Source organism: Stenotrophomonas sp. SMYL41, from assembly GCF_036319965.1.
Lineage (GTDB): Bacteria > Pseudomonadota > Gammaproteobacteria > Xanthomonadales > Xanthomonadaceae > Stenotrophomonas > Stenotrophomonas maltophilia_R.
This window is the reverse complement of the sequence record NZ_JAWIRX010000005.1, coordinates 36,028-58,344: the sequence shown is the minus strand read 5'-3', so window position 1 is coordinate 58,344 and position 22,317 is coordinate 36,028. Positions and strand designations below refer to the sequence as shown.

Annotated in this window: 21 protein-coding genes and 1 pseudogene; 8 read left to right on the top strand and 14 right to left on the bottom strand. The window is 65.8% G+C overall.

All coding sequences use genetic code 11. The annotated features are described in order from the left end of the window. Positions 1-3: 3 nt before the first annotated feature. Positions 4-513, bottom strand: a complete 510-nt coding sequence (locus V3B30_RS07600; protein ID WP_100474782.1) for a DNA polymerase III subunit epsilon — start codon at positions 511-513, stop codon at positions 4-6. Positions 514-568: 55 nt separating this feature from the next. Further along, a complete protein-coding gene (locus V3B30_RS07595) occupies positions 569-1,462 on the bottom strand; it encodes a LysR family transcriptional regulator (protein WP_262084209.1) in 894 nt (297 codons plus the stop codon). A gap of 108 nt (positions 1,463-1,570) precedes the next feature. Between V3B30_RS07595 and V3B30_RS07590 the strand changes: the two genes are divergently transcribed. Both V3B30_RS07590 and V3B30_RS07585 read left to right on the top strand, forming a co-directional pair. Continuing rightward, positions 1,571-1,960: a RidA family protein gene (locus tag V3B30_RS07590; RefSeq protein WP_262084208.1), complete on the top strand. Its 390-nt coding sequence runs from the start codon at positions 1,571-1,573 to the stop codon at positions 1,958-1,960. A gap of 114 nt (positions 1,961-2,074) precedes the next feature. Beyond that, positions 2,075-3,961: an ATP-binding protein gene (locus tag V3B30_RS07585; RefSeq protein ID WP_262084207.1), complete on the top strand. Its 1,887-nt coding sequence runs from the start codon at positions 2,075-2,077 to the stop codon at positions 3,959-3,961. Between the two features lie 249 nt (positions 3,962-4,210). Here the strand turns inward: V3B30_RS07585 and V3B30_RS07580 are convergent, their stop codons facing one another. Beyond that, positions 4,211-4,492, bottom strand: a complete 282-nt coding sequence (locus tag V3B30_RS07580) for a hypothetical protein (RefSeq protein WP_262084206.1) — start codon at positions 4,490-4,492, stop codon at positions 4,211-4,213. A 481-nt stretch (positions 4,493-4,973) separates the two neighbouring features. On the opposite strand from V3B30_RS07580, the pseudogene V3B30_RS07575 reads away from it, so the two are divergent. The 5 genes and pseudogenes from V3B30_RS07575 to V3B30_RS07555 form a co-directional block, all read left to right on the top strand. After that, positions 4,974-5,060 (top strand): annotated as a pseudogene (locus V3B30_RS07575) (RidA family protein); the annotation flags it as partial. Between the two features lie 198 nt (positions 5,061-5,258). Further along, a complete protein-coding gene (locus V3B30_RS07570) occupies positions 5,259-5,594 on the top strand; it encodes a hypothetical protein (RefSeq protein WP_100474792.1) in 336 nt (111 codons plus the stop codon). A 56-nt stretch (positions 5,595-5,650) separates the two neighbouring features. Then, on the top strand, positions 5,651-6,904 hold the full coding sequence (locus tag V3B30_RS07565; protein WP_262084205.1) for a TolC family protein: 1,254 nt from the start codon (positions 5,651-5,653) through the stop codon (positions 6,902-6,904). Next, positions 6,901-8,106 carry an efflux RND transporter periplasmic adaptor subunit gene (locus V3B30_RS07560; RefSeq protein ID WP_262084204.1) on the top strand — a complete coding sequence of 402 codons (1,206 nt, stop codon included), beginning with the start codon at positions 6,901-6,903 and terminating at the stop codon, positions 8,104-8,106. The genes V3B30_RS07565 and V3B30_RS07560 overlap by 4 nt, the downstream gene beginning before the upstream one ends. Before the next feature lie 10 nt (positions 8,107-8,116). Next, positions 8,117-11,326 carry a CusA/CzcA family heavy metal efflux RND transporter gene (locus V3B30_RS07555; protein ID WP_100474802.1) on the top strand — a complete coding sequence of 1,070 codons (3,210 nt, stop codon included), beginning with the start codon at positions 8,117-8,119 and terminating at the stop codon, positions 11,324-11,326. 102 nt (positions 11,327-11,428) lie between these two features. Here the strand turns inward: V3B30_RS07555 and V3B30_RS07550 are convergent, their stop codons facing one another. The 9 genes from V3B30_RS07550 to V3B30_RS07510 form a co-directional block, all read right to left on the bottom strand. Further along, on the bottom strand, positions 11,429-13,201 hold the full coding sequence (locus tag V3B30_RS07550; RefSeq protein ID WP_262084203.1) for a DUF885 family protein: 1,773 nt from the start codon (positions 13,199-13,201) through the stop codon (positions 11,429-11,431). 170 nt (positions 13,202-13,371) lie between these two features. Beyond that, positions 13,372-13,719 (bottom strand): lipid-A-disaccharide synthase N-terminal domain-containing protein, encoded by a 348-nt coding sequence (locus V3B30_RS07545; RefSeq protein ID WP_262084202.1) that lies wholly within the window; start codon positions 13,717-13,719, stop codon positions 13,372-13,374. Next, a complete protein-coding gene (locus V3B30_RS07540) occupies positions 13,719-14,441 on the bottom strand; it encodes a glycosyltransferase family 2 protein (RefSeq protein WP_100474808.1) in 723 nt (240 codons plus the stop codon). Before V3B30_RS07540 ends, V3B30_RS07545 begins: the two co-directional genes overlap by 1 nt. 90 nt (positions 14,442-14,531) lie before the next feature. Further along, entirely contained in the window at positions 14,532-15,497 is a 966-nt protein-coding gene (locus V3B30_RS07535) for an NAD-dependent epimerase/dehydratase family protein (protein ID WP_262084201.1), read from the bottom strand. A gap of 45 nt (positions 15,498-15,542) precedes the next feature. Continuing rightward, positions 15,543-16,277, bottom strand: a complete 735-nt coding sequence (locus V3B30_RS07530; protein ID WP_100474810.1) for a suppressor of fused domain protein — start codon at positions 16,275-16,277, stop codon at positions 15,543-15,545. Between the two features lie 95 nt (positions 16,278-16,372). Continuing rightward, positions 16,373-17,296, bottom strand: coding sequence for a ParB/RepB/Spo0J family partition protein (locus V3B30_RS07525; protein ID WP_008267278.1), 924 nt, complete (start codon positions 17,294-17,296; stop codon positions 16,373-16,375). Continuing rightward, on the bottom strand, positions 17,296-18,093 hold the full coding sequence (locus tag V3B30_RS07520; RefSeq protein WP_014648884.1) for a ParA family protein: 798 nt from the start codon (positions 18,091-18,093) through the stop codon (positions 17,296-17,298). Before V3B30_RS07520 ends, V3B30_RS07525 begins: the two co-directional genes overlap by 1 nt. 112 nt (positions 18,094-18,205) lie before the next feature. Next, positions 18,206-18,844: a 16S rRNA (guanine(527)-N(7))-methyltransferase RsmG gene (rsmG, locus tag V3B30_RS07515; RefSeq protein WP_262084200.1), complete on the bottom strand. Its 639-nt coding sequence runs from the start codon at positions 18,842-18,844 to the stop codon at positions 18,206-18,208. 39 nt (positions 18,845-18,883) lie between these two features. Then, a complete protein-coding gene (locus tag V3B30_RS07510; RefSeq protein WP_262084199.1) occupies positions 18,884-19,483 on the bottom strand; it encodes a 4'-phosphopantetheinyl transferase superfamily protein in 600 nt (199 codons plus the stop codon). An 84-nt stretch (positions 19,484-19,567) separates the two neighbouring features. On the opposite strand from V3B30_RS07510, the gene V3B30_RS07505 reads away from it, so the two are divergent. Beyond that, the gene (locus V3B30_RS07505) at positions 19,568-19,819 is read left to right on the top strand and encodes a GlsB/YeaQ/YmgE family stress response membrane protein (RefSeq protein ID WP_025878785.1); all 252 of its coding nucleotides are present in this window, start codon (positions 19,568-19,570) and stop codon (positions 19,817-19,819) included. 36 nt (positions 19,820-19,855) lie between these two features. On the opposite strand, the gene xth is transcribed toward V3B30_RS07505, so the two are convergent. Beyond that, positions 19,856-20,623, bottom strand: a complete 768-nt coding sequence (gene xth / locus V3B30_RS07500; RefSeq protein WP_262084198.1) for an exodeoxyribonuclease III — start codon at positions 20,621-20,623, stop codon at positions 19,856-19,858. Positions 20,624-20,718: 95 nt separating this feature from the next. After that, the gene (locus tag V3B30_RS07495; RefSeq protein WP_262084197.1) at positions 20,719-22,128 is read right to left on the bottom strand and encodes a coniferyl aldehyde dehydrogenase; all 1,410 of its coding nucleotides are present in this window, start codon (positions 22,126-22,128) and stop codon (positions 20,719-20,721) included. Between the last annotated feature and the right edge of the window lie 189 nt (positions 22,129-22,317).

The following is a 22,317-nucleotide window of genomic DNA, read 5'->3' as shown; positions in this document are numbered from 1 at the left end:
GCCTCAACGCAGGTGCGGAATCACCTGGGCCAGCAGATGGGCATCCTTCAGCGCGCCGTGCAGGCCCCGGTTGCCGGGAATGCGCAGGCGCTGCAGCACATCGTCCAGCTTGTTGCCCTGGCCCGGCCAGCGCCCGCGCGCCAGCTTCAGGCTGCAGGTGATGCGGCAATGCTGGGCCAGCGTGCCGGGGATACCAGCCAGGCGCAGCTCGTTGTCCAGGAAGCCCACATCGAAGGTGGCGTTGTGCGCGACCATCTCGCTGCCGCGCAGGAAATCCAGCAGTTCAGCGGCCTTGCTGGAGAACAGTGGCTTGCCCACCAGCATCGCATCGCTGATGCCATGCACGCGCTGCGCGCCCCAGTCGACCTTGCGCTGCGGCTGCAGGTAGGTGTGGAACTGACGGCCGCTGAGCTGGCCATCGATCAGTTCGACGGCACCGATTTCGATGACCCGGTGCCCCAGGCGGTAGGAGATGCCGGTGGTTTCGGTATCCAGTGCAACGATGCGGCTCATCAGGGACTGCGTTCTCCAGTACGTGCACGCGGATTTTCGCACGCGACCGATGCACTCACCCCAACGTTTCCACCGCCCAGTCGATGAACACCCGCAGCCGTTGGCTCATGTGCCGGTTCGGCGGGAACATCACGTGCATCGGCATCGGCGGCAGCTGCCAGTCCTGCAGCACCGGCAGCAGCTCACCGCGCGCCACGTGCGGATCGGCCATGTAGCTGGGCAGCGCGACCACGCCCAGGCCGGCCAGCGCAGCGGCCAGATAAGCGTTTCCATCATCGAAGCCGACCGCGTAGCGGCCCTGCACCTCGATGCGCTCATCGCCGCGCTGCGCACTGAACACCCGCGCCCGGCCACTGCGCGGGCTGAGGAAGCCAACCATGTGGTGATCGGGCCCGTCCAGCGCGCGCGGGTCGGCAGGCAACCCGAAGCGCTGCACATAGCCCGGGCTGGCGTGGAAACCGATCGGCAGCGCAGCCAACGGCCGTGCCACCAGCGCCGGGTCGGCCGGGGTACCGCCGCGGATCACGCAGTCGACGTTGTCGGCGATGACATCGACCTCGCGGTCGCTGACGCCGATGTCCAGCTGGATCTCCGGGTAGCGCGCCTGGAAATCCGGCAACGCCGGCACCAGCCGCAACCGCGCGTACGGCCCCGGCACATCCACGCGCAGGCGTCCGCGCGGTTGGGTGGCCGCGTCGCCCAGCCCGCCCTCCACCTCTTCCAGCTCGGCCAGCAGGCGGGCGATGCGTGGGTAATAGGCCGCGCCGTCGGCGGTGACGCTGACCCGCCGGGTGGTGCGGTTGAGCAGGCGCAGCCGCAGGTGCGCCTCCAGTTGCTGCACCAGCTGCGTGGCCGTAGTGCGGCTGATCTGCAGGGTCTGCGCGGCGCGGGTGAAGCTGCCGGTTTCCACCACGCGGGCAAAGGCCCGCATCGCCTCGAAACGGTCCATGGCGGGCCATGATTGTTTGGGATTGGCAATCAATCTAGGCCGATCATCGCGGTTTATCCAGACAGCGGCGACGAGGAGGATGGCGTTTTCTCCCACGGGATCTTCCCCATGTCACAGCGAGATGTCGTTTTCCCCGCCGGGCGCCAGGCCCTGTACGAACGCAACCGCTACTCGCCGGCGATCCGTTCCAATGGCTTCCTGTTCGTTTCCGGCCAGGTCGGCAGCCGCGAGGACGGCTCGCCCGAGCCGGATTTCGAAACCCAGGTGCGCCGCGCCTTCGAGAACCTCAACGCGGTGCTGGCCGCCGCCGGCTGCACCTTCGATGACGTGGTCGACGTGACCGTGTTCCTGGTCGATCCGGAAACGAACTTCGAGAAGGCCTGGGCGATCGTGCCCGGGTATTGGGGCGAGGCGCCGCACCCGGCCCTGACCGGCATCGGCGTGACCTGGCTGTATGGGTTCCAGTTCGAGATCAAGGTGATCGCGAAGCTGCCGTGACAGGAATTGCGTCAATAATTTCTTCAGGCCGAGGCGAAGGCACAACCATATGGACTGCGATTTGAGGGCAAGATAGAGTCCGTCATCAGATAATTTTCAGAAGGGAGCAAAGACATGCCGACGATTGAAAAGCTATCAATTAGAAATTTCAAGGGAATTGAAAGCGTCGACTTGGACCTTGAAGGAAAGTCTACAAGCCCTGTGGTTACACTTATCGGCCTCAATGAAAGTGGAAAGACAACCATTCTGGAGGCTCTTTCCCACTTCATCACCGGGAATAGGTCTGTCGCGAGTCTGTTCGACAGCCCCCACTCCAAAGCAACAGGACTTGGCCTCATCCCGATGCACAAGAAGGCGGCATACTCTGGGAGAATAGAAATCTCAGCAGAGGTATCCCTCTCCGAAGCAGACATAAAGGATATTGAGAGGTTAGCAGCGAGCAAGGGAATAAAGCTTCGATCAGAGCTCCTCAAAAATATCATCGCCACGAAGAGATTTGAATACGAGGACAGTTCACTTAAAGACTCTAGAAATTACTGGACATTTGATCTCTTTACGAAGAAGGGAAAAGCAACAAAATTCACTCGATACAAAAGACCGGAGGAGCCCGGCAAGTACGACTTTTGGCTAGACATAGTAAATGGCATTCAAAGAAAAATGCCACAAGTTTCATATTTTCCAACGTTCTTGGTTGACATGCCTCAAAAGATCTACCTCCAAGAGCATGACGGGGAGTCCGCACTAAACCGGCATTACAGGTTCGCCTTCCAAGACATCCTTGACAGCCTGGAGGACAAGCTTTCCATCGAAAAACATGTCGTCCAAAGAATCAAGGACTATAAGGAAGCGCAAAACGCTTCACCCTCTTGGCTTTCCACGCTATTCGGCAGCCCGAGCAAATCCCCCATCGACTCGGTCTTTCAGAGAATATCCAGTGCTGTGACCAAAGAGGTATTGGGAAGCTGGCACCGCATATTCCAAAGAGCCGTATCTATTAAGGCCATATCTATTGACTGGGGCGTCGATGCCGAAAACGGCGACATTCCGTACGCGACATTTCACGTGACGGACGGCGAATCGAAATTCGCAATCAATGAAAGATCCCTTGGATTTAGATGGTTCTTCTCATTCCTTCTTTTCACCGGATTCAACAGAGGCAAGGAAAGAAAGACGATATTTGTATTCGACGAGCCCGCCGCAAATCTCCATGCGAAAGCTCAAGCTGAGCTATTAGCAAGCTTCTCGAAAATTGCCTCCAGCGGAAATAAAATAATTTACTCCACCCATAGCCATCATATGATAAATCCGCGATGGCTGGGATCCGCATACATAGTCGAAAACTCTGCCCTTGACTATGATGGGGAGGACAGCTTTGGGCTAGATAGCAATCCGACAAACATATCAGCCACAGCTTATCGAAATTTTGTATCCAAGTATCCTAGCCGCTCTAGCTATTTCCAACCAGTCGTCGAAAAACTGGAGTATGTCGCTCCAGACATTGTGGGGACCGGCCCCTATCTAATCGTCGAAGGCATAACAGACTTTTATGCCCTATCAATTGCATACAGCGCGGAGAAAAACCGGAGATTCAGCATTATACCGGGAACCGGATCCGGTGCTGCCGGCCCACTGGTGTCCCAACTTATGGGGCAAGGGGTTCGTTTTTCAATCCTCCTTGATGACGACAAAGAGGGGAAGAAGTCTGCCCTTAAGTACGAGCAAGAGTGGTATCTCACACAGGCCCAAGTACTCACCCTCTCTCACGTAGCGGGGGAGTTCACTGGAATGGCCATCGAGAAGTTGCTTGGCAGCGAAACTGAGAAGCTAATCTCGAAAAAGCTGCTCCTAACAAAACAACCGACGAAGCGCCAAGTTGGCTGGTATCTGGCTGAAGCCTTTGCTTCAGGGGAAGGGGAAAAGAGCTTGCCAGAAGAAGCTCTCTGCCGGCTGCGAGTGCTTACCAGTTTCTTCCACAATAGGTTCGCCAGTGAGGCCTCATGAGTGACCATGCGTTTGAGTACCCAAGTGCTGATACTCGAATACTAGATCGAGGTACCGCACCCCACATTGAGCAGCGTCGGCGTGATTTGGATGTACGTTTTGGTTCGAGATCGAGGTTACCCAGCAGGACTGCAACGCTTGCCGACTAAGGTTGACACCTCGCAGAGCTGAGGTCGGCGGTCGCAGCGACCGACTTAGCCCGCGCTCAGCTAATTCCTCACGGTACGTCACGCAGGAACTGGTCGTGAGTCAGATCGGCTTGATTCGCGGCCATTCCGCATCGGTGGTATCAACAAATTTGACGCCGCTGAGACTATCCCCAACGTAAGCACGAAAGTCCTCCGAGCAGATCAAGGTGTTGCTGGAACCTTCCATGTTCTCAATCCGGAACAAGTGTTCTTTGAAGGAGCTTTTCACGCGGAGCTTCTTGATCCTGCGAGACTCTCCATACTTGCTATACGCCATCTGGTTTTCCTCAGAGGCGACGGAGGAGAGGCTGGTCTCATGGAAGATGATGGCATCTGTACTCACTCGTCGAAGTCGTCCATCCCTTCTCTGAAATATGGGGGATATCCCTGAAGTCGACCATCTTTACATCAAACTTCAGGCAAGCGGCCAGGAACTTCCGGCTTGCAATGTAGAGGTGCGAACAGATACGGATGATGTCCTGGGAATGGCTAGCCTCAGGGCCAGCCAGCACCATGGTGTCTGTTAAGACCCGCGCCGTGTCAGTTCTGGCCCTGGCGTACCAAGGGAATCGGCCGTAGGACACGGCAGGATGGAAAGGATAGAACCTGTCGTGAAGCTGGGCGTCCAGATCGCACGAGGGGCATCCCGGCGGCTTTGCTTGGCACAGCGCGTAGTAGTTCATCGAGTCGATTCTCTGGGGTTCTACGGCGTGTTGCCGGAATTTTCCCGGCCCCGGCCTTTCCCACCAAGAGCCAATCCCGACAAGCAGGCGCTGGTGCGCATGGCTTGGAGCCGGTGCGATCTGCAAGGCAACGTCCGCCTTCCGACCCTGACCGGTATCGGCGTGACCTGGCTGCATGGGTTCCAGTTCGAGATCAAGGTGATCGCGAAGCTGCCCGCAGACCGGTAGTGCCGGCAGCTGGCCGGCGATGTGTCGGGGGTCGAAAAGCGTGTCGACCAAGGTCGACACCCACCAGAGCAGAAGTTCAGCACCCACCAGGGCAGAAGGAGGCCCCCAAGTCGCCCACCTGAACGGGAGATTCCGACGGATTCCCGAGGTGGCCATTGATATTGTATCCGGCGAAAACCGCTTGCTAGCCTCCCCTCCATGCGCCGGATCACCCGCCAACTGCGTACGTACCTGATGATGCTGCTGATGGCGGCATTCGTGGTCGTGCCGGTGGCCGACGCACTGGTGTGTGCGGTGGAACCGCATGCCAGCAGCGCCCATGTCGAGTCCCTCGCGGACGATGCAGGCGACGACAGCGACAGCAAGCACACCGGTGCCTGCACGCATAACCACTGCCATCACTCCACGCTGAGCCTGCCAGCAAATGATTTCGCCGTCTTCGGTACGCCACTGCCGGCGCGCTGGATGAATGCCGGCGACGTGGCGACCTATGCGGTCGCCCAGGATGAATTGACACGTCCCCCCCGGGCGTGAGTTGAGCGCGTCCCGCAATCGCGGGCTCCCGTTTCACTCACAACCGGAATCCCCCTATGTCGATCCTGACACCTCGGTCGCCGCGCGCGGCCGGGCTGGTCGTCGCCGTGTTGCTGGGCCTGGCCCCGGCGGCTTCGGTGATGGCGCAAGCCGCCCCTTCCTACGACACCCTGCTTGAACGCCTGGACCAGCTGCCCGGCACCCGCGTCGGTACGGCGCTGGCCGAGGCGGCCGACGCGCGCGCCGACCAGGCCCGTGCGTTGCCCAACCCTTCTCTCTCCTACTCGGCCGAGAACGCCTGGGGCACCGGCTCCTATGGCGGCATGGGCAAGGCCGATACCGTACTCACCCTGTCCCAGCCGCTGGAGGTCTGGGGCCAGCGTGGCGCGCGTGTCCGTGCCGCCCGTGCCGAGGCACAGGCCGCCAACCTGCGTGGTGCCCAAAGCCGCAGCGACGTGGCCAGCCAGCTGGCGGTGGTCTACGCACAGGCGGAAAGTGCACTGCGCCGCTATTCCCTGGCCGAAGAGGCGCTGACCCTTACCCGCGATGACGCCAACGCCGTCAACGCGATGGTCAAGCAGGGGCGCGAACCGCAACTGCGCGCGGTGCAGGCGCAGAGCGAAGTGGCCAACGCCAGCGCCGCGCTGGATGAGGCGCAGGCGTTCCGCGACGCCGCGCTGGCACGCCTCGCCGGTGCCGCGCTGCTGGATACGCCGGTGCAGTCGATCGACAACAGCCTGCTCGACCGTGCACCGCCGCTGCCACGGGGTGCGACCGATGTGGCGCTGGCGGTACGCATCGCCGAAGCCGAAGCCGATGCGGCCGGCAAGCTGGTCGACGTGGAGCGCAAGCGCGCCCTGCCCGATCTGAGCGTCACCGCCGCGCAGACCCGCTTCCGCGAAGGCGGCGAGCGTGCCTACAACCTCGGGGTCAGCCTCAGCATCCCGCTGTTCGACCGCAACCGCGGTGGCATCCGCGCCGCCAATGCCGACCAGCGCGCGGCCGAGGCACGCCTGGACCAGCAGCGCCGCGACAGCGAGGCCGCACGCCTTGCCGCCGTGGCCGGGCTGAAGGCCGCCGGCAGCCGTACCCGGGCCGCCGATGAAAGCGTGGCCGCCGCCGAGGAGGCGTATCGCCTGGCCCGTGTCGGCTTCGACGCCGGACGCATCTCGCAGCTGGAACTGCGCAGCACGCGCAGCGCCCTCATCGCCGCCCGCGGCACTGCCGTGGATGCGCGCCTGTCGCGCGTCGGCGCGGAAATCGATCTTGCCCGCCTTGAAGGGCGCGCGCCTTTTGTGGAGGCCCCATGACTCTCTCCCGTACTTTCCCGTTGATCGGCGCCGTGCTGCTGGCCGTGCTGCTGGCCGGCTGCGCTGGCAACGCACAGACACCTGCAAATGAAGACCCCGCCGCGGCCAAGGCGGGCGCCGACGATGGCCATGGCCACGCGACCGACAGCAAGGAAGCCAAGGCCGAATCCGCGAAGGCACCCCCCGATGCGGATGAGGGTGTCGTGCAGTTGACCCCTGAGCAGATCAAGGCGTCCGGTATCGAAGTGGTCGCGATCGGTCGCGGTGGCGGTGGCTCCACGCGCCTGTCCGGTCGGGTCGAGCCGTCGGTGGGCGCCCGCGCGTCGGTGGCGTCCACGGTGACCGGCCGCGTCGAACGCGTGCTGGTCGCGCCGGGCACGGCGGTGAAACAGAACCAGGCACTGGCCATCGTGGTCAGTGGCGAGGCCGCGGTGTTCCGCGCCAATGCGCTGGCCGCATCGGCCGAAGCCGAAGCCGCGCGCCTGGCCTATGGCCGCGACAAGGCGCTGGTCGACCAAGGCGTTGTCGCCCGCCAGGAAATGGAAGCCTCGCGCGCGCGCTCGCTGGCGGCACAGGCCCAGGCCGCCGCCGCGCAGGCCCAGGCCGCCGCCAACGGGGCACCCGATGCCAATGGCCGCGTGCGCATCACCAGCCCGGTGGCCGGCATCGTCGGCAACGTGCAGGTCACCCCGGGCGGCGTGGTTGCTGCCGGCAGCGCGGTGGCCGACGTCGCCGACCCGACAATGAACGAGCTGGTGTTCACCGCACCGCCGGCGCTGGCTGCGCAGGTCACGCCGGGCATGAAGCTGGAAGTGAGCGTGCCAGGTGGCAGTTTCACCGCCACCGTCACCGGTTCGGCCGCCGACGTGCGCCAGCAGGGTGGCGTCGCGGTGATCCGTGCCACGCCGGTGGACGCTTCGCTGCCGCCGGCCGGTTCGCCGGTTTCGGCGGTGGTGGTCACCGAAGGCCAGGACGGTTCGCTCAGCGTGCCCGCCGATGCGGTGCAGAACGTTGATGGCAGCAGCGCGGTGTTCGTCGCCGTCGATGGCGGCTTCAAGGCGCAGCCGGTGCTGGCCGGGCGCCGTGCCGGCGACCGCATCGAGATCCTCGGTGGCCTGACCGGCAACGAGCGCATCGTCGGTGCCAACGCCTTCCTGCTCAAGGCCGAACTGGCCAAGGGCGAAGCCGAGCACGGCCACTGAGGAGGCGACCATGTTCAAGCTGATCATTGAAACAGCGGTGCGCCACCGCTGGCTGGTGGTGTTCATGGCGGCGCTGATCGCCGCCGTGGGCCTGTTCCAGCTGGGCAAGCTGCCGATCGACGCGGTGCCGGACATCACCAACCGCCAGGTGCAGATCAACACGGTGGCACCGGCGCTGACGCCGGAACAGATCGAGCGGCAGGTGACCTATCCGCTGGAAACCGCGCTGGCCGGCATTCCCGGCCTGACCACCACGCGTTCGCTGTCGCGCAATGGCTTCTCGCAGGTCACCGCGATCTTCACCGACGCGACCGACATCTACTTCGCCCGCCAGCAGGTGGCCGAACGCATGCGCGAGGCTTCGGAAGACCTGCCCGATGGCGCGTCGCCGATGCTGTCGCCGGTCACCACCGGCCTCGGCGAAGTGCTGATGTGGACGGTGGACTTCACCGCGTTCGATCCGGCCAGGCTGGCCAAGCCCGGTGAAGCGGGTTGGCAGGCCGGTGAGGTCTACCGCACGCCGGAAGGCACTCTGCTTCGCACGCCGGAAGAACGTGCCACCTACCTGCGCACCGTGCAGGACTGGATCATCGCGCCGCAGATGCGTTCCAGCCCGGGGCTGGCCGGCGTCGATACGGTCGGCGGCTACGTCAAGGAATACGGCGTGCATCCGGACAGTGCCAAGCTGGCCGCGCACGGCCTCGGCCTGGCCGATCTGGTCACTGCCCTGCAGCGTTCCAACGTGCAGGCCGGTGCCGGTTTCGTGCAGCGTGCCGGCGAGGGCCTGGTGGTACGTGCCGACGGCCTGGCGCTGACCACCGACGATCTGGCACAGGCCCCGGTAGCCACCCGCAATGGCGTGGTGGTACGCGTGGCAGATGTGGCCGAGGTCGAGCTGAGCCGCGCGCCGCGCCTGGGTGCGGCCAGCCGCAACGGCCATGAAGCCGTGCTGGGTACCGCGCTGATGATTGCCGGCGGCAACAGCCGCACCGTGGCGCAGGCAGCTGCGGCGCGCCTGGAGCAGGTGAACAAATCGCTGCCGGCCGACATCGTGGCCGCGCCGGTGCTGGACCGCAGCGTGCTGGTCAATTCCACCATCAAGACCGTGGCCAGGAACCTCACCGAAGGCGCGCTGCTGGTGGTGGTGGTGCTGTTCCTGCTGCTGGGCAACCTGCGTGCGGCGACGATCACCGCGCTGGTGATTCCGCTGTCGTTCCTGTTCGCGGTGATCGGCATGAACCGCTTCGGCATCAGCGGCAACCTGATGAGCCTGGGTGCGCTGGACTTCGGCATCCTGGTGGACGGCGCTGTGATCGTGGTCGAGTCGACGCTGCTGATGCTGGGCCAGCGCCGCGCCGAACTGGGCCGTGCGTTGACCGCGATGGAACGCCTGCGCGTGGCCGCCGATTCGGCGATGAAGATGGCGCGCCCCGCGGCCTTTGGCCAGCTGATCATCCTGCTGGTGTTCGCGCCGATCCTCACCCTGGAAGGCGTGGAGGGCAAGACCTTCCACCCGATGGCAGCCACCTTCATGCTGGCCCTGGTCGGTGCCTTCATCTTCTCCTTCACCTTCGTGCCGGCGATGGCCGCGCTGCTGGTGCGCGAGCCCAAGGTGAAGGACGGTGATACGCATGCCGATGATGGCGAGCACGAGACGAAACTGATCCGCGTGCTGCGTGCGCGCATCGAACCGGTGGTGCGCAAGGCCGTGGCCCATCCGCGCACGGTGCTGGCCGGTGCGGTGATGATGGTGGTGGTGGGTATCGGTTCGTTCTCGCTGCTGGGCCGCGAGTTCATGCCGACGCTGGACGAAGGCAACGTGGCGATGCAGGCCCTGCGCGTGCCGTCGACGTCGCTGGAGCAGTCGCTGGCAATGCAGCTGGCACTGGAAAAGGCGATTGCCAAACAGCCGGAGGTGGAGACCGTGTTCTCGCGTACCGGTACCGCCGAGGCAGCGATCGACCCGATGCCGACCAACATCTCCGACAGCGTGATCGTGCTGAAGCCACGCAAGGACTGGCCGGATCCGAAGCTCGGCAAGGATGCACTGGTGGCACGCTTCGAGAAGCTGGCCGGGCAGCAGCTGGGCAACAGTTTCGAGTTCAGCCAGCCGATCGAGCTGCGCTTCAACGAACTGATTTCCGGCGTGCGTACCGACCTGGCGGTGATGATCTTCGGCGATGACTTCAGCCAGCTGCAGAAGGTGGCCGACCAGGTGGCGTTGAAGCTGCGTGCAGTGGATGGCGCGGCCGACGTGCGGGTGGAGCAGATCTCCGGCCTGCCCACGCTCAACGTGGCCATCGACCACGTTGCAGCGGCACAGTACGGGCTGACCGCCGCGGACGTGAGCGATGCACTGTCCACCGGCATTGGTGGTACCGCGGCCGGCAAGATCTTCGAAGGCGACCGCCGCTTCAACGTTGTGGTGCGCCTGGACGATGCCTCGCGCAACGATCCGGACCAGTTGGCTTCGTTGCCGATCGCTACGCCGTCGGGGTTGGTGATTCCGCTGTCGTCGGTCGCGCGCATCACGGTCAGTGAAGGGCCGAACCAGATCAGCCGCAACAACGGCAGCCGCCGCGTGGTGGTGCAGGCCAACGTGCGCGGTCGTGACCTCGGCGGCTTCGTGGGTGAAGCGCAGGCGGCGGTGGCCGACGTGGCACTGCCGCCGGGCGCCTACCTGACCTGGGGTGGTCAGTTCGAGAACCTGCAGCGTGCCGAGAAGCGGCTGGCAACGGTGGTGCCGGTGGTGTTCCTGCTGATCGGCAGCCTGCTGTTCATGGCCCTGCGCAGCGGCAAGGAAGCCATTCTGGTGTTCAGCTGCGTGCCGTTGGCGCTGGTCGGCGGCATTCTCGCGCTGCTGTTGCGTGGCATGCCGTTTTCGGTGTCGGCGGCGGTTGGTTTCATCGCCGTCTCCGGCGTGGCCACCTTGAACGGCCTGGTGCTGATGCAGGCGATCCGCGAGCGCCTGGATGCCGGTGACCTGCCGCTGCAGGCGGCGATCAACGGCGCCTCCAGCCGCATCCGCGCAGTGCTGACCACGGCGCTGGTGGCGATCGTCGGCTTCATTCCGATGGCGATCGCCAGCGGTTCCGGTGCCGAGGTGCAGAAGCCACTGGCAACGGTGGTGATCGGTGGCCTGATCACCGCCACCGTGTTGACCCTGCTGGTGCTGCCGACCTTCGCGGCACGGGTGGCCAAGCCGAGGGCGGTGGGATGATGTGATGCCGGGGTCGGAGCCCTTTCCGTGGGAAAGGGATCCGACCCCATGCGGGTCGGATCCCCGCCCGACGGGCGGGGCTCTGACCCGATCACACAACGGTCAGGCCTTCTTGCGTTCGGCGATGTAGGCCTGGATCTGCTGTTCCAGCACCGGCAGCGGCACCGAGCCCTGCTTGAGCAGGGTGTCGTGGAAACCCTTGATGTCGAACTTGTCGCCCAGCTCCTTCTCTGCCTGCGCACGCAGGCGCACGATGGCGATCTCGCCCAGCTTGTAGCTCAGCGCCTGGCCCGGCCAGGAAATGTAACGGTCCACTTCGGTGGTCACTTCATGCTCGCTCAGCGCAGTGTGGTCACGCAGGTAGGCCAGCGCCTGCTCGCGGGTCCAGCCCTTGCTGTGCACGCCGGTATCGATCACCAGGCGCGCCGCACGCCACATTTCGTAGGTCAGGCGACCGAAATCCTCGTAAGGGGTTTCGTAGATGCCCATCTCCACGCCCAGCTTCTCGCAGTACAGCGCCCAGCCTTCGCCATAGGCAGAGATGTAGGTGTTGCGGCGGAACTCGGGCAGGTTCTTCTGCTCGGCGGCAATCGCCCCCTGCAGCGAGTGGCCCGGGTCGGATTCATGCAGGGTCAGCGCCGGCAGGTTGTACAACGGGCGCGACGGCAGGTTGTAGGTGTTGAGCCAGTAGGTACCCATACCACCGCGGCCGGCGGTCCAGAACGGGGCGATGTCCGGCGGCACCGGCACGATGGTGAAGCGCGCGCGCGGCAGCGTCATGTATTTGCCGAGCTGGCCATCGGCCCGCTTGGAGATCCACGCGGCACGCGACAGCAGCTCTTCCGGCGTCTTCGCATAGAACTGCGGATCGGTGCGCAGGAAGGCCAGGAACTCGGCGAAGCTGCCCTTGAACTTCACCTGCTTGATGATGTCGTTCATTTCCTTCTGGATGCGCGCGACTTCATCCAGGCCGATGCGGTGGATCTCGTCCGGCGACAGGTCCAGCGTGGTGTATTCGTGGATCTGCTGCTTGTAGTACGCCTTGCCGTCCGGCATCGCTTCGGCGGCCAGGGTGGTACGCGCCTGCGGCACGTACTCGTTGACGAAGAAGGTGCGCAGCTGCTGGAACGCCGGCACTACCTTGGCACTGATCGCTTCACGCGCCTGCGCCTGCAGCCTGGTCTGCTCTGCGGTCGGGATGCTGTTGGGCAGCTTCTTGAACGGCGCGTACAGCGGCGAATCGGTCGGGTCCTTCAGCTCGGCGACGGTGGCGATGGACACTTCGCGGCCATCGAGCACCGCGCGCGGCACGCTGAAGCCGCGCTTCAGGCCAGCGCGCATGTTTTCGGTCTGCTGGCCGAAGTAACGCGGCACATCGTTCAGGCGTGCGATGTAGTTCTGGTAGTCCTGCACGGTCTTCATCTCGCGCCGGGCCATGAAGGACAGGTTGGACCAGAACGAGGAGTCGGCGTTGAACGGCATCTCGTAGCCGCGCAGGCGCGTCGCTTCGGCCAGGTTGAACACTTGGTCGTGGTAGATCGCGTAGTTGATCTGGTTGTCGGGCGACAGCGTCTTCGGGTCGATTTTCTTCAGTGCAGCCAGGGTCTCGTCCCACACCTTCAGGCGCGCCTGCTGCGCGGCCGGGCCGACGTCGGGCATGCGGGTGGCATTGGCTGGGGCGTCCTCATCCTCGCTGGCCTCGCCGCCCCCTTGCTGGCGCCACTTCCATTCCTTCTCGTACAGCGCGCGGAAGGCGGCATCAGCGGGCGATTCGGTGGCAACGCTGGCCGGCGCGGCGGCGGCGGGCGGTGCGGCCAGGGCTACGGCGGGGGCGGACAGGGCGATCAGCAGGGCAACGGCAAGACGGGTTTTCACGAGCACAGGTTCCCGGGAAGGCAGACCCCGATGATGGCACCGCCCACGGCCAGTGGCATGGGACGAAGGTCCTGCCTGGGCATGCGGTAGATCCACGCCATGCGTGGATGGGCCGGCGATCCGGACGGGGTCAGAGCCCTTTCCTGCGGAAAGGGATCCGACCCCGCAGCCTAGTGGCTGGCCCTGTCCCGCTTCCAGCCCCGGTGCTTGATGTCCAGGTGCAGGCTGTACAGCGCGGTGAACGCCGGGAACAGGTTCTGCAGCACGCCCACAGAGTCCTGCTTGGCCGAGAACAGGAAGTAGCTCAGCGTCATCAGGCTGCCGATCACGCTCATGTACCAGAACAGACGCGGGATCACCGGCTTGCCCGCACGCTTGGAGGCAATGAACTGGACCAGCCAGCGGCCACCGAACATCAGCGCACCGGTGTAGCCGATCAGCTTCCAGCCGGTCACATGCAGGCCGGTCCAGAACAGCCAGGTCAGCGGCTGGTCGAGCCAGTGCAGCTCCAGATCCATCAACGCTCCTCCACCGCGGTGCGCTTGCTGCGGGTGATCAGCCAGGCCACGCCGCGCAGGTCACGGATGCCCACCAGCGCGCGGCCCAGGTTGTTGTACTTGGAGACACCGGCGGTACGGTGGCGATGGTTGACCGGCACGCTGGTGGTCTTCCAGCCGGCACGCTGCATCAGCGCCGGCAGGTAGCGGTGCATGTGGTCGAAGTACGGCAGATCGAGGAACGCACTGCGCTCGAACAGCTTGATGCCGCAGCCGGTGTCGGGCGTATCGTCGCGCAGCATGCGTGCGCGGATGGCGTTGGCCCACTTGCTGGCCCAGCGCTTGCTGCCGCTGTCCTGGCGGTTGACGCGCCAGCCAGCGAACAGCTTCACCTGCGCCTCGGCGGCGTCGCGCGCGGCGAGCAGCCTGGGGATATCGGCCGGATCGTTCTGGCCATCGCCATCCAGGGTCGCGATCCACGGCGCGCGCGCGTGCTTGACGCCGGTGCGCACGGCGGTGCTCTGCCCGCTCTGGTTCACATGGTGCAGCACGCGCAGTTCCGGGGTGGTCGCCTTCAGGCCCTGCAGCACCGCCAGGGTGTCATCGCGCGAGTGATCGTCGATGTAGACGATCTCGAACGGCAACCGCCCACGCAGCGCAGCGGTGATTTCGGCAACCAGCGGGGCGACATTGTCGCGCTCGTTGAATACCGGGACGACGACGGAAAGCTCGGGTTGGCTCATAAGGCACTCGGCCAAAGGGGGGACAAAGACCGCGCATTCTCCGAAACCAAGGTTATCCGAAGATGAACCCCGCGGCGTGAGGATCCATCCTCAGGCGCGATCACCAAAATACTCGCGGCACCACTGCACCACAGGTGGCAGGCCTTCTTCGATCGGGGTCACCGCATCGAAGCCGAAAGCGTCATGTGCGCGCCGGGTGTCGGCCATCGTGCGCACCATGTCGCCGGGCTGCATGGGCTTGTAGACCTTCTGCGCGGGGCGGCCGGCGGCCTGCTCGATCACGCTGATGAAGCGCTCCAGCTCGACCGGCGTATGGTTGCCGAGGTTGAACACCCGGTGCGGCACCGGACCGTCGGCCGGATGCGCGAGGGCGCCGAGAATACCGGATACGATGTCGGAAACATGTGTGAAATCGCGCTGCATGCGGCCTTCGTTGAACACGTCGATCGGCCGCCCGGCCAGCACCGCGCGCGAGAACAGCAGCGGCGCCATGTCCGGCCGGCCCCACGGGCCATACACGGTGAAGAAGCGCAGGCCGGTGGCACGCAGGCCGTACAGCTGCGCGTAGGTATGGGCCATCAGTTCGTTGGCGGCCTTGGTCGCCGCGTACAGCGAGCGCGGTTGGTCCACGCGCTGGTCCTCGGAGAACGGCGGCGTGGCCGAATCGCCGTAGACCGAGCTGCTGGAGGCATACACCAGGTGCTGCACGCCACGGTGGCGGCACAGCTCGAGCATGTTGACGAAGCCGACCAGGTTGCTGTCGACGTAGGCCTGCGGGTTCTCCAGCGAATAGCGCACGCCGGCCTGCGCGGCCAGGTGGATCACCGCGGTCGGCTGCACTTCGTCGAACAGCGCGGCCAGGCCCTCGCGGTCGGTCAGGTCCAGTGCGCGCAGGTCCAGCGTCGGGCACAGCGCGGCCACGCGGTCGCGCTTGATCTGCGGGTCGTAGTAGTCGTTGAAGTTGTCCAGGCCGACCACGGCGTGGCCGGCCTCCAGCAGCGCGCGGGCGGTGTAGGCACCGATGAAGCCGGCAGCGCCGGTGAGCAGGATGGTCATGACAGGGGCCTGGAAACGAAGTTCAGGCCCCTGATGTTACCGGTCTCAGAACAAACCGAAACGCTTCCTGGCCACGTTGGTGCGGCCGGGTTCGATCACGTCCTGGATCTTCTTCGCATCGAAGCGGTCCAGCAGCGCCTCGGCGCCCTTCTTCAGCTTCAGGTCCATCTCTTCCGGGTACAGCGGGACCAGGGACATGAAGCTGATGGTCTTGCCATCGTCCAGTTCCAGTGCGGCGAAGTCGTCCGGAGCAGTCACCGGCGGCAGCACGATGGCACCGTCGAAGCCGACGCCCGGCGCGTAGGGTTCGCTGGGATGGCCGTTGGGGATGGTGTGGCCGAAGCCCAGCCAGGTGTCGTACTCGTGCGGCAGCCGCGCCATGCCCTTCAGCAGGCGCACCGGCCAGTAGTTGCGCTCGTCCTCGAAGGCCTCCTGCGAGATCGGCCACTCGGCCGGCAGGGTCACCATCAGTTCCATGTAGCGCGGCACGTCCGCGTCCAGCTCGGCGGGCACGGTCATCGGCAGGTCGCTCATGCCGGAGGTCACCAGCCGCACATGCGGGCAGTGGTCATTGGGGGGCACCACGTGCACGTCGATATGCACCAGGTCGGAAATGATCTCGTGCAGGACGGTAGCGATCGGCCCGAGATGGCGCTCGATGTGCGCGCTGATCGCCTCGATATGCTGCTCTTCGCCGACGGCGAGCACGAAGTCCTTTTCGCGCTGGTGCACCAGGATCTGGGTGCCGTCCGGGCTGACGCCCTCGTATTCGTTGCTCATGTCCCGCTCCCTGATGAGGCCACGGCGCGCGCGGCGGTACGTTCCCTGTCACCGGCAGGACCCGGCACGCCGCGTCCCCCGTCACTGCGCCGGGCTCAGCCCTGGCGCGTGCGCAGCTTTTCCAGCACGCCGTCCAGCGTGTCCAGGTCGGTGTAGTGGATGATCAGCTTGCCCTTGCCGCCGCGGCCATGATTGATCGCCACCTTGGCACCCAGCGCTTCGGACAGTTCGGTTTCCAGCGAGGCGATGTCGGCCTGCTGCACCTTCGGCGTGGCCACCGGGCGGTTGCTTGGCACCTTGCCGGCGGCGAAGGCCTGCGCACGGCGCTCGACCTCGCGCACCGACCAGCCTTCGTCGGCCGCTTCCTGCGCCAGCTTGCCGGCCAGCTCGGGGGCAAGGGTCAGCAGCGCACGGGCGTGGCCCATTTCCAGGCGACGGGTTTCCAGCAGCAGGCGGATCGCCACCGGCAGCTCCAGCAGGCGCAGCAGGTTGGACACCGCCGCGCGCGAGCGGCCGACGGCCTCGGCGGCCTCGGCATGGGTCAGGGTGAACTCGCTGATCAGGCGCTGCAGCGCCTCGGCTTCTTCCAGCGGGTTGAGGTCTTCGCGCTGGATGTTCTCGATCAGCGCCATCGCGATGACGGTGCGGTCTTCCAGCTCGCGCACCACCACAGGCACTTCGTCCAGGCCGGCCAGCTGCGAGGCGCGCCAGCGGCGTTCACCGGCGACGATTTCGTAGTTACCTGCCGGCAGCTGGCGCACCAGGATCGGCTGGATCACGCCCTGCGACTTGATCGAGTCGGCCAGCTCGGAGAGCTTGCCCTCGTCCATCTCGCGCCGCGGCTGGTACTTGCCCGGCTGCAGCTGGCCCACGGCCAGCTTGCGCAGTACTTCACCCGGCAACGGCTCGATCACTGCGGTGGTGGCCTGCACCTGGCTGACCGCGCCTTTCGGGCCCAGCAGCGCATCCAGGCCACGGCCGAGGCCTCGCTTCTTGGCTGCCGGCTTGCTGCTGGTCATCAGACGATCTCCACGGCCTTGCCGGCCTTGTTGCGTTCGTTGTTGCGGCGGATGATCTCGCCGGCCAGGCCCAGGTAGGCCACGCCACCGCGCGAGGCGCGGTCGTAGCCGACGATGCTCTGGCCATGGCTGGGCGCCTCGGCCAAGCGCACGTTGCGCGGCACGATGGTGCGGAACACGCGATCGCCGAAGTGTTCGGTGAGCTCGGCCGAGACCGCGTTGGCCAGGTTGTTGCGCACGTCGAACATGGTGCGCAGCACGCCTTCGATCTCCAGCGCCGGGTTCAGGCTGGTACGCAGCGCCTCGATGGTTTCCACCAGCGCGCTCAGGCCTTCCAGCGCGTAGTACTCGCACTGCATCGGCACGATCACCGAGTCGGCGGCGGCCAGCGCGTTGAGCGTCAGCAGCGACAGCGCCGGCGGGCAGTCGATCAGGATGTAGTCGTACTCGTCGCGGATCGGCGCCAGCGCGCGCTTCAGGCGCTGCTCGCGTTCGCTCTGGCCCATCAGCTGGATCTCGGCAGCGGTCAGGTCGATGTTGCCGGGCAGCAGGTCGTAGCCCTCGGCCGTCTGCACGCGCACATCGGCGGCGCTGTTCTCGCCGAGCAGCAGGTCACAGGTGGAGGCGGCCAGCTCTCGTTTGTCCACGCCACTGCCCATGGTCGCGTTGCCCTGCGAATCCAGGTCGACCAACAGCACGCGCTTGGGTGCGTTGGCCAGGGAAGCGGCCAGGTTGACGGCGGTCGTGGTCTTGCCGACGCCACCCTTCTGGTTGGCGATGGCGATGATGCGGGCCATGCGGGTGTGCCTCGTCGACGTGTGCTGGGACCGGTCATTATGCGTACAACCGGCCCCTTGCGGAAATCGTGGATCGCCAACCCGTTGTTCCACAAGGGGCTGGCGGCGGGAATCAGGGGCCTGTAACGGTGACCAGGTGGCGTTCGCCGGCCAGGCCGGGCACGTCCAGCGGGGTCACCTCGCGCACCTGCCAGCCAGCCGGCAGCTCCGCGATCTCTTCATGCGGGTAGACGCCCTTCATGGCCAGCAGCACGCCGCCGGGGCGCAGCAGGTGGCCACCGACGCGGACGATGCCGGCCAGGGTATCCATCGCGCGCGCGGTCAGCTGGTCGTAGCGGCCGGCCTCGTCCAGCGCCTCGGCACGCGATTCGGCCACGCGTGCGTTGCCCAGGCCGAGCTGGCGCACGGCCTCGCGCATGAAGCGCGCCTTCTTGCCGTTGCTCTCGACCAGGGTGACCTGCAGGCCCGGGCAGGCGATCGCCAGCGGGATGCCGGGCAGCCCGGGGCCGGTGCCGAGGTCGGCCAGGCTGCCGTCGGCCACGAACGGCTGCATCGCCAGCGAGTCGAGCAGGTGGCGGGTGACCATCTCCTGCGGATCGCGGATGGCGGTGAGGTTGTAGGTGCCGTTCCAGCGGTGCAGCAGGGCCAGGTAACGCAGCAGCGGCGGCGCCAGCGCGGCGTCCAGGCCCATGCTGGCCAGGCCCTGTTCCAGCGTGGCAGCCACGCTGGCGGGAAGTGGGTGTTCGCTCATGCCGGCATTATCGCCGGTTTTGCGCGCTGATTCCCCGCTTCAGTGCGGATACCAGGCCAACGCCGCACGGAACTGGCCGCTGGCCTGCCATTCGTGCAGGTGCCAGCGCGTGGCCTCGCCCAGTTCCGGGTCGCACCAGCGCAGGTGCAGGGCGCCATCGGCCCCCGGCGCCAGCTGCAGGCGGTGCAGGCCGAACGAGATGCCCTGCCCGTGCGCCTTCAGGATGGCCTCCTTGATGCACCACACGCGGAAGAACCAGTGCTCGCGCCCGGCCGCGTCCAGGCTTTCCAGCCAGGCCACCTCCTCGGGGTGGAAGAAACGCTGCACGATCTCCAGCAGGCGGGCCCGCGGCCGCAGCAGCTCCAGGTCCACGCCCAGCCGCACGCCTTCGCCCAGCGCTACCAGCAGCACCTCGCCACTGTGGCTCCAGCCGGTGCCGTAGTGGGCCAGCGCGCCGCTCAGTTCCGGCCGGCCCTTGTCATCACGGACCAGTGGCAGCGTCTGCGGGTCGGCGCCCAGCGCCTGCGCCAGCACCTGCCGCGCCTGCGGCTCGCCGCGCTGGCCTGGCACATGCGGACGCCGCCAGACCGTCACCGGACCGAAGCGCCACGGGCCGTCGAGGGTGGCTGGCAGGCTCATCCGCACGCGCCCGTCACGCAATTCCACGACGGGTTCACGGCCGTGCGCGTCAACTGGTCACAGTTCCCCACCGGAGGTTCGATCATGGGCATCATCATCTGGCTGATCGTCGGCGGCATCGTAGGCTGGCTGGCCAGCATCATCATGAAGCGCGATGGCCAGCAGGGCATCATCCTCAACATCGTGGTCGGCATCGTCGGCGCGCTGATTTCCGGCTGGCTGTTCGGCGGCGGCATCAACGAAGCGATCACCCTCCGCACCTTCCTGTTCTCGCTGATCGGTGCGGTCATCCTGCTGGCGATCGTCAACCTGTTCACCCGCAAGAGCATACGGTGAACTGACGGATAGCGCCGGGCATGGCCCGGCGCTATCTCAACCGATCTGCACCCACGCCGGCGCGTGATCGCTCGGGCGTTCCCAGGTACGCGGCTCACGGTCGATGCCCGAGGCCACCGCACTGCCCTTCAGCGCGTCTGACACCAGGGTCAGGTCGATGCGCAGGCCCAGGTTGCGGCGGAAGCCGGCGGCACGGTAGTCCCACCAGCTGAAGGTGCCGGACTCGTCGTTGTGCAGGCGGAAGCCATCGTGCAGGCCCAGCTGCAGCAGCTTGTTGAGCGCGCCGCGCTCGGCGGTGGAAGTCAGGATGTGGTTGTCGTTCCACACCGCCGGATCGTGCACGTCGCGCGCGTCCGGGGCGATGTTGAAATCGCCCATCACGACCAGCTTCGGGTGCCGCTGCAGTTCCTGCGCGATCCAGGCATGCACCGCCTCAAGCCAGCGCAGCTTGTACTCATACTTGTCGGTGCCGATGTCCTGGCCGTTGACCACGTACAGGTTGATCACCCGCAGGTCGCCGAAGGTGCCGGCGATGACGCGCTTCTGCTCGTCCTCGAAACCAGGAATGCCGATCTGCACGTCCTGCGCCGGTTCACGCGACAGCAGCGCCACGCCGTTGTAGGTCTTCTGGCCGGCGAACACGCTGCGGTAGCCCGCGGCGATCAGCGCCGAATCGGGGAACTTGTGGTCCTCCAGCTTGGTTTCCTGGATACCGACGATGTCCGGGCCGAACTCCTTGAGCCACTGCTCCAGGTGCGGCAGGCGGACATTGAGCGAATTGACGTTCCACGAGGCGATCTTCATGGGGGCATTCTAACCGGGTGGGCCGGGGCGGGGACCGGCCCGGACTCCCATGTAGAATCGGCCCCGGAATCAGTAGAGCCACGCCATGCGTGGCTTCACCGCAGCAACAGCTTCAACAACCCCGCAATCTTCGAATACGGCGGCCGCAACCGGTCACTGGCGGCCCAGCGCGACTGCCACAGCACCGGCAGACGCTTGCTCATGGCGTCGAACCCGGCCCGGCCGTGGTACGCGCCCATGCCGCTGGCGCCCACGCCGCCGAACGGCAACCCATCGGCGGCGAAGTGCAGCAGCGTGTCATTCACCGTCACCCCGCCGGCCACCACCTGGCCGAGGATGCGCTCCACCGTGGCCCGGTCATGGCTGAAGGGATACAGCGCCAGCGGCCGATCGCGGGACAGCACATCGGCCAGCGCGCCGTCCAGGTCCGGGTAGGCCCGCACCGGCAGGATCGGCCCGAAGATCTCCTCGCGCATCAGGTCCAGGTCCTCCGGCGGGTCCAGCACCACGGTCGGCACCAGCAGGCGCTCGCGGTCGGCGCGCGCTTCATCCACCTGTGCCAGCGGAATCACCGGCACGCCGCGTTCGCGCGCCTGCGCCAGATAGCCCTGCAGGCGCCGGTACTGGCCTTCGTTGATGATGCGCGTGTAGTCGTCGGCGTCGCTGAAGTCGCCATAGCGCTCGCGTACCTGCTGCTGCAGCGCCTGCACGAACTCGCGCTGGCGCGCGGTGTCGATCAGCACGTAATCCGGCGCGATGCAGGTCTGGCCCGCGTTGAACCACTTGCCGGTGGCCAGCCGTGCGGCGGCCTTTTCCAGCGGGAAATCGCGACAGACAATCGCCGGCGACTTGCCGCCCAGTTCCAGCGTGACCGGTACCAGATGCTCGGCCGCGGCGGCCATCACCTTGCGGCCAACGGCCGTCGAGCCGGTGAACAGCAGATGGTCCAGCGGCAGCGATGACACCGCCGCCGCCACATCCGCCCCACCCTGCACCACCGCCACGCGATCGGGCGGGAACACGCTGGACAGCAGATCGGCCAGGAACGCGCTGGTGCGCGGCGTGTGTTCCGAAGGCTTGAGCAGCACGTGGTTGCCGGCGGCGATGGCGGTAGCCAAAGGCACCAGCGCCAGCGTGACCGGGTAGTTCCAGGGCGAGATCACCCCGACCACGCCCAGCGGCGTCGGCCGCAGCTGCGCGCGCGCCGGCCACAGCCGCCAACCGGCGCCGACGCGCTGCGGCTTCGACCAGCGGCGCAGATGGCGGCGCAGGTGGTCGATGGCCGAGAGCACGCTCATGCCATCGGCCAGCTTCGATTCGGTGTGGGCGCGGTGGCCGAAGTCTTCGGCGATGGCGTGGGCCATCTCGTCCAGGCGCGGCTTCAGCGCCTCGCGCAGGCGGCGCAGGTCGGCTTCGCGCTGGTCCAGCGATGGACGCTGAGCCTGCCAGGCGCTGCGCAGGGTGTGCAGGATGGCGGGGAGGTCGGCCGGCGTGGTGGTGGTCATGGGCCGACTATACGGGGTGCAGCACGTCTCGATGGGGTCAGATCCCTTTCGCAGGCGAAAGGGATCTGACCCCAAAAACAGGGAAACAAAAAGGCCGCGGTCTGCACCGCGGCCCCTGAAACCCGGTGGGTGCCGACCGATGGTCGGCCCGCCCGCGATTTGGGGATATCCACGTCCATGGGGTCGCGC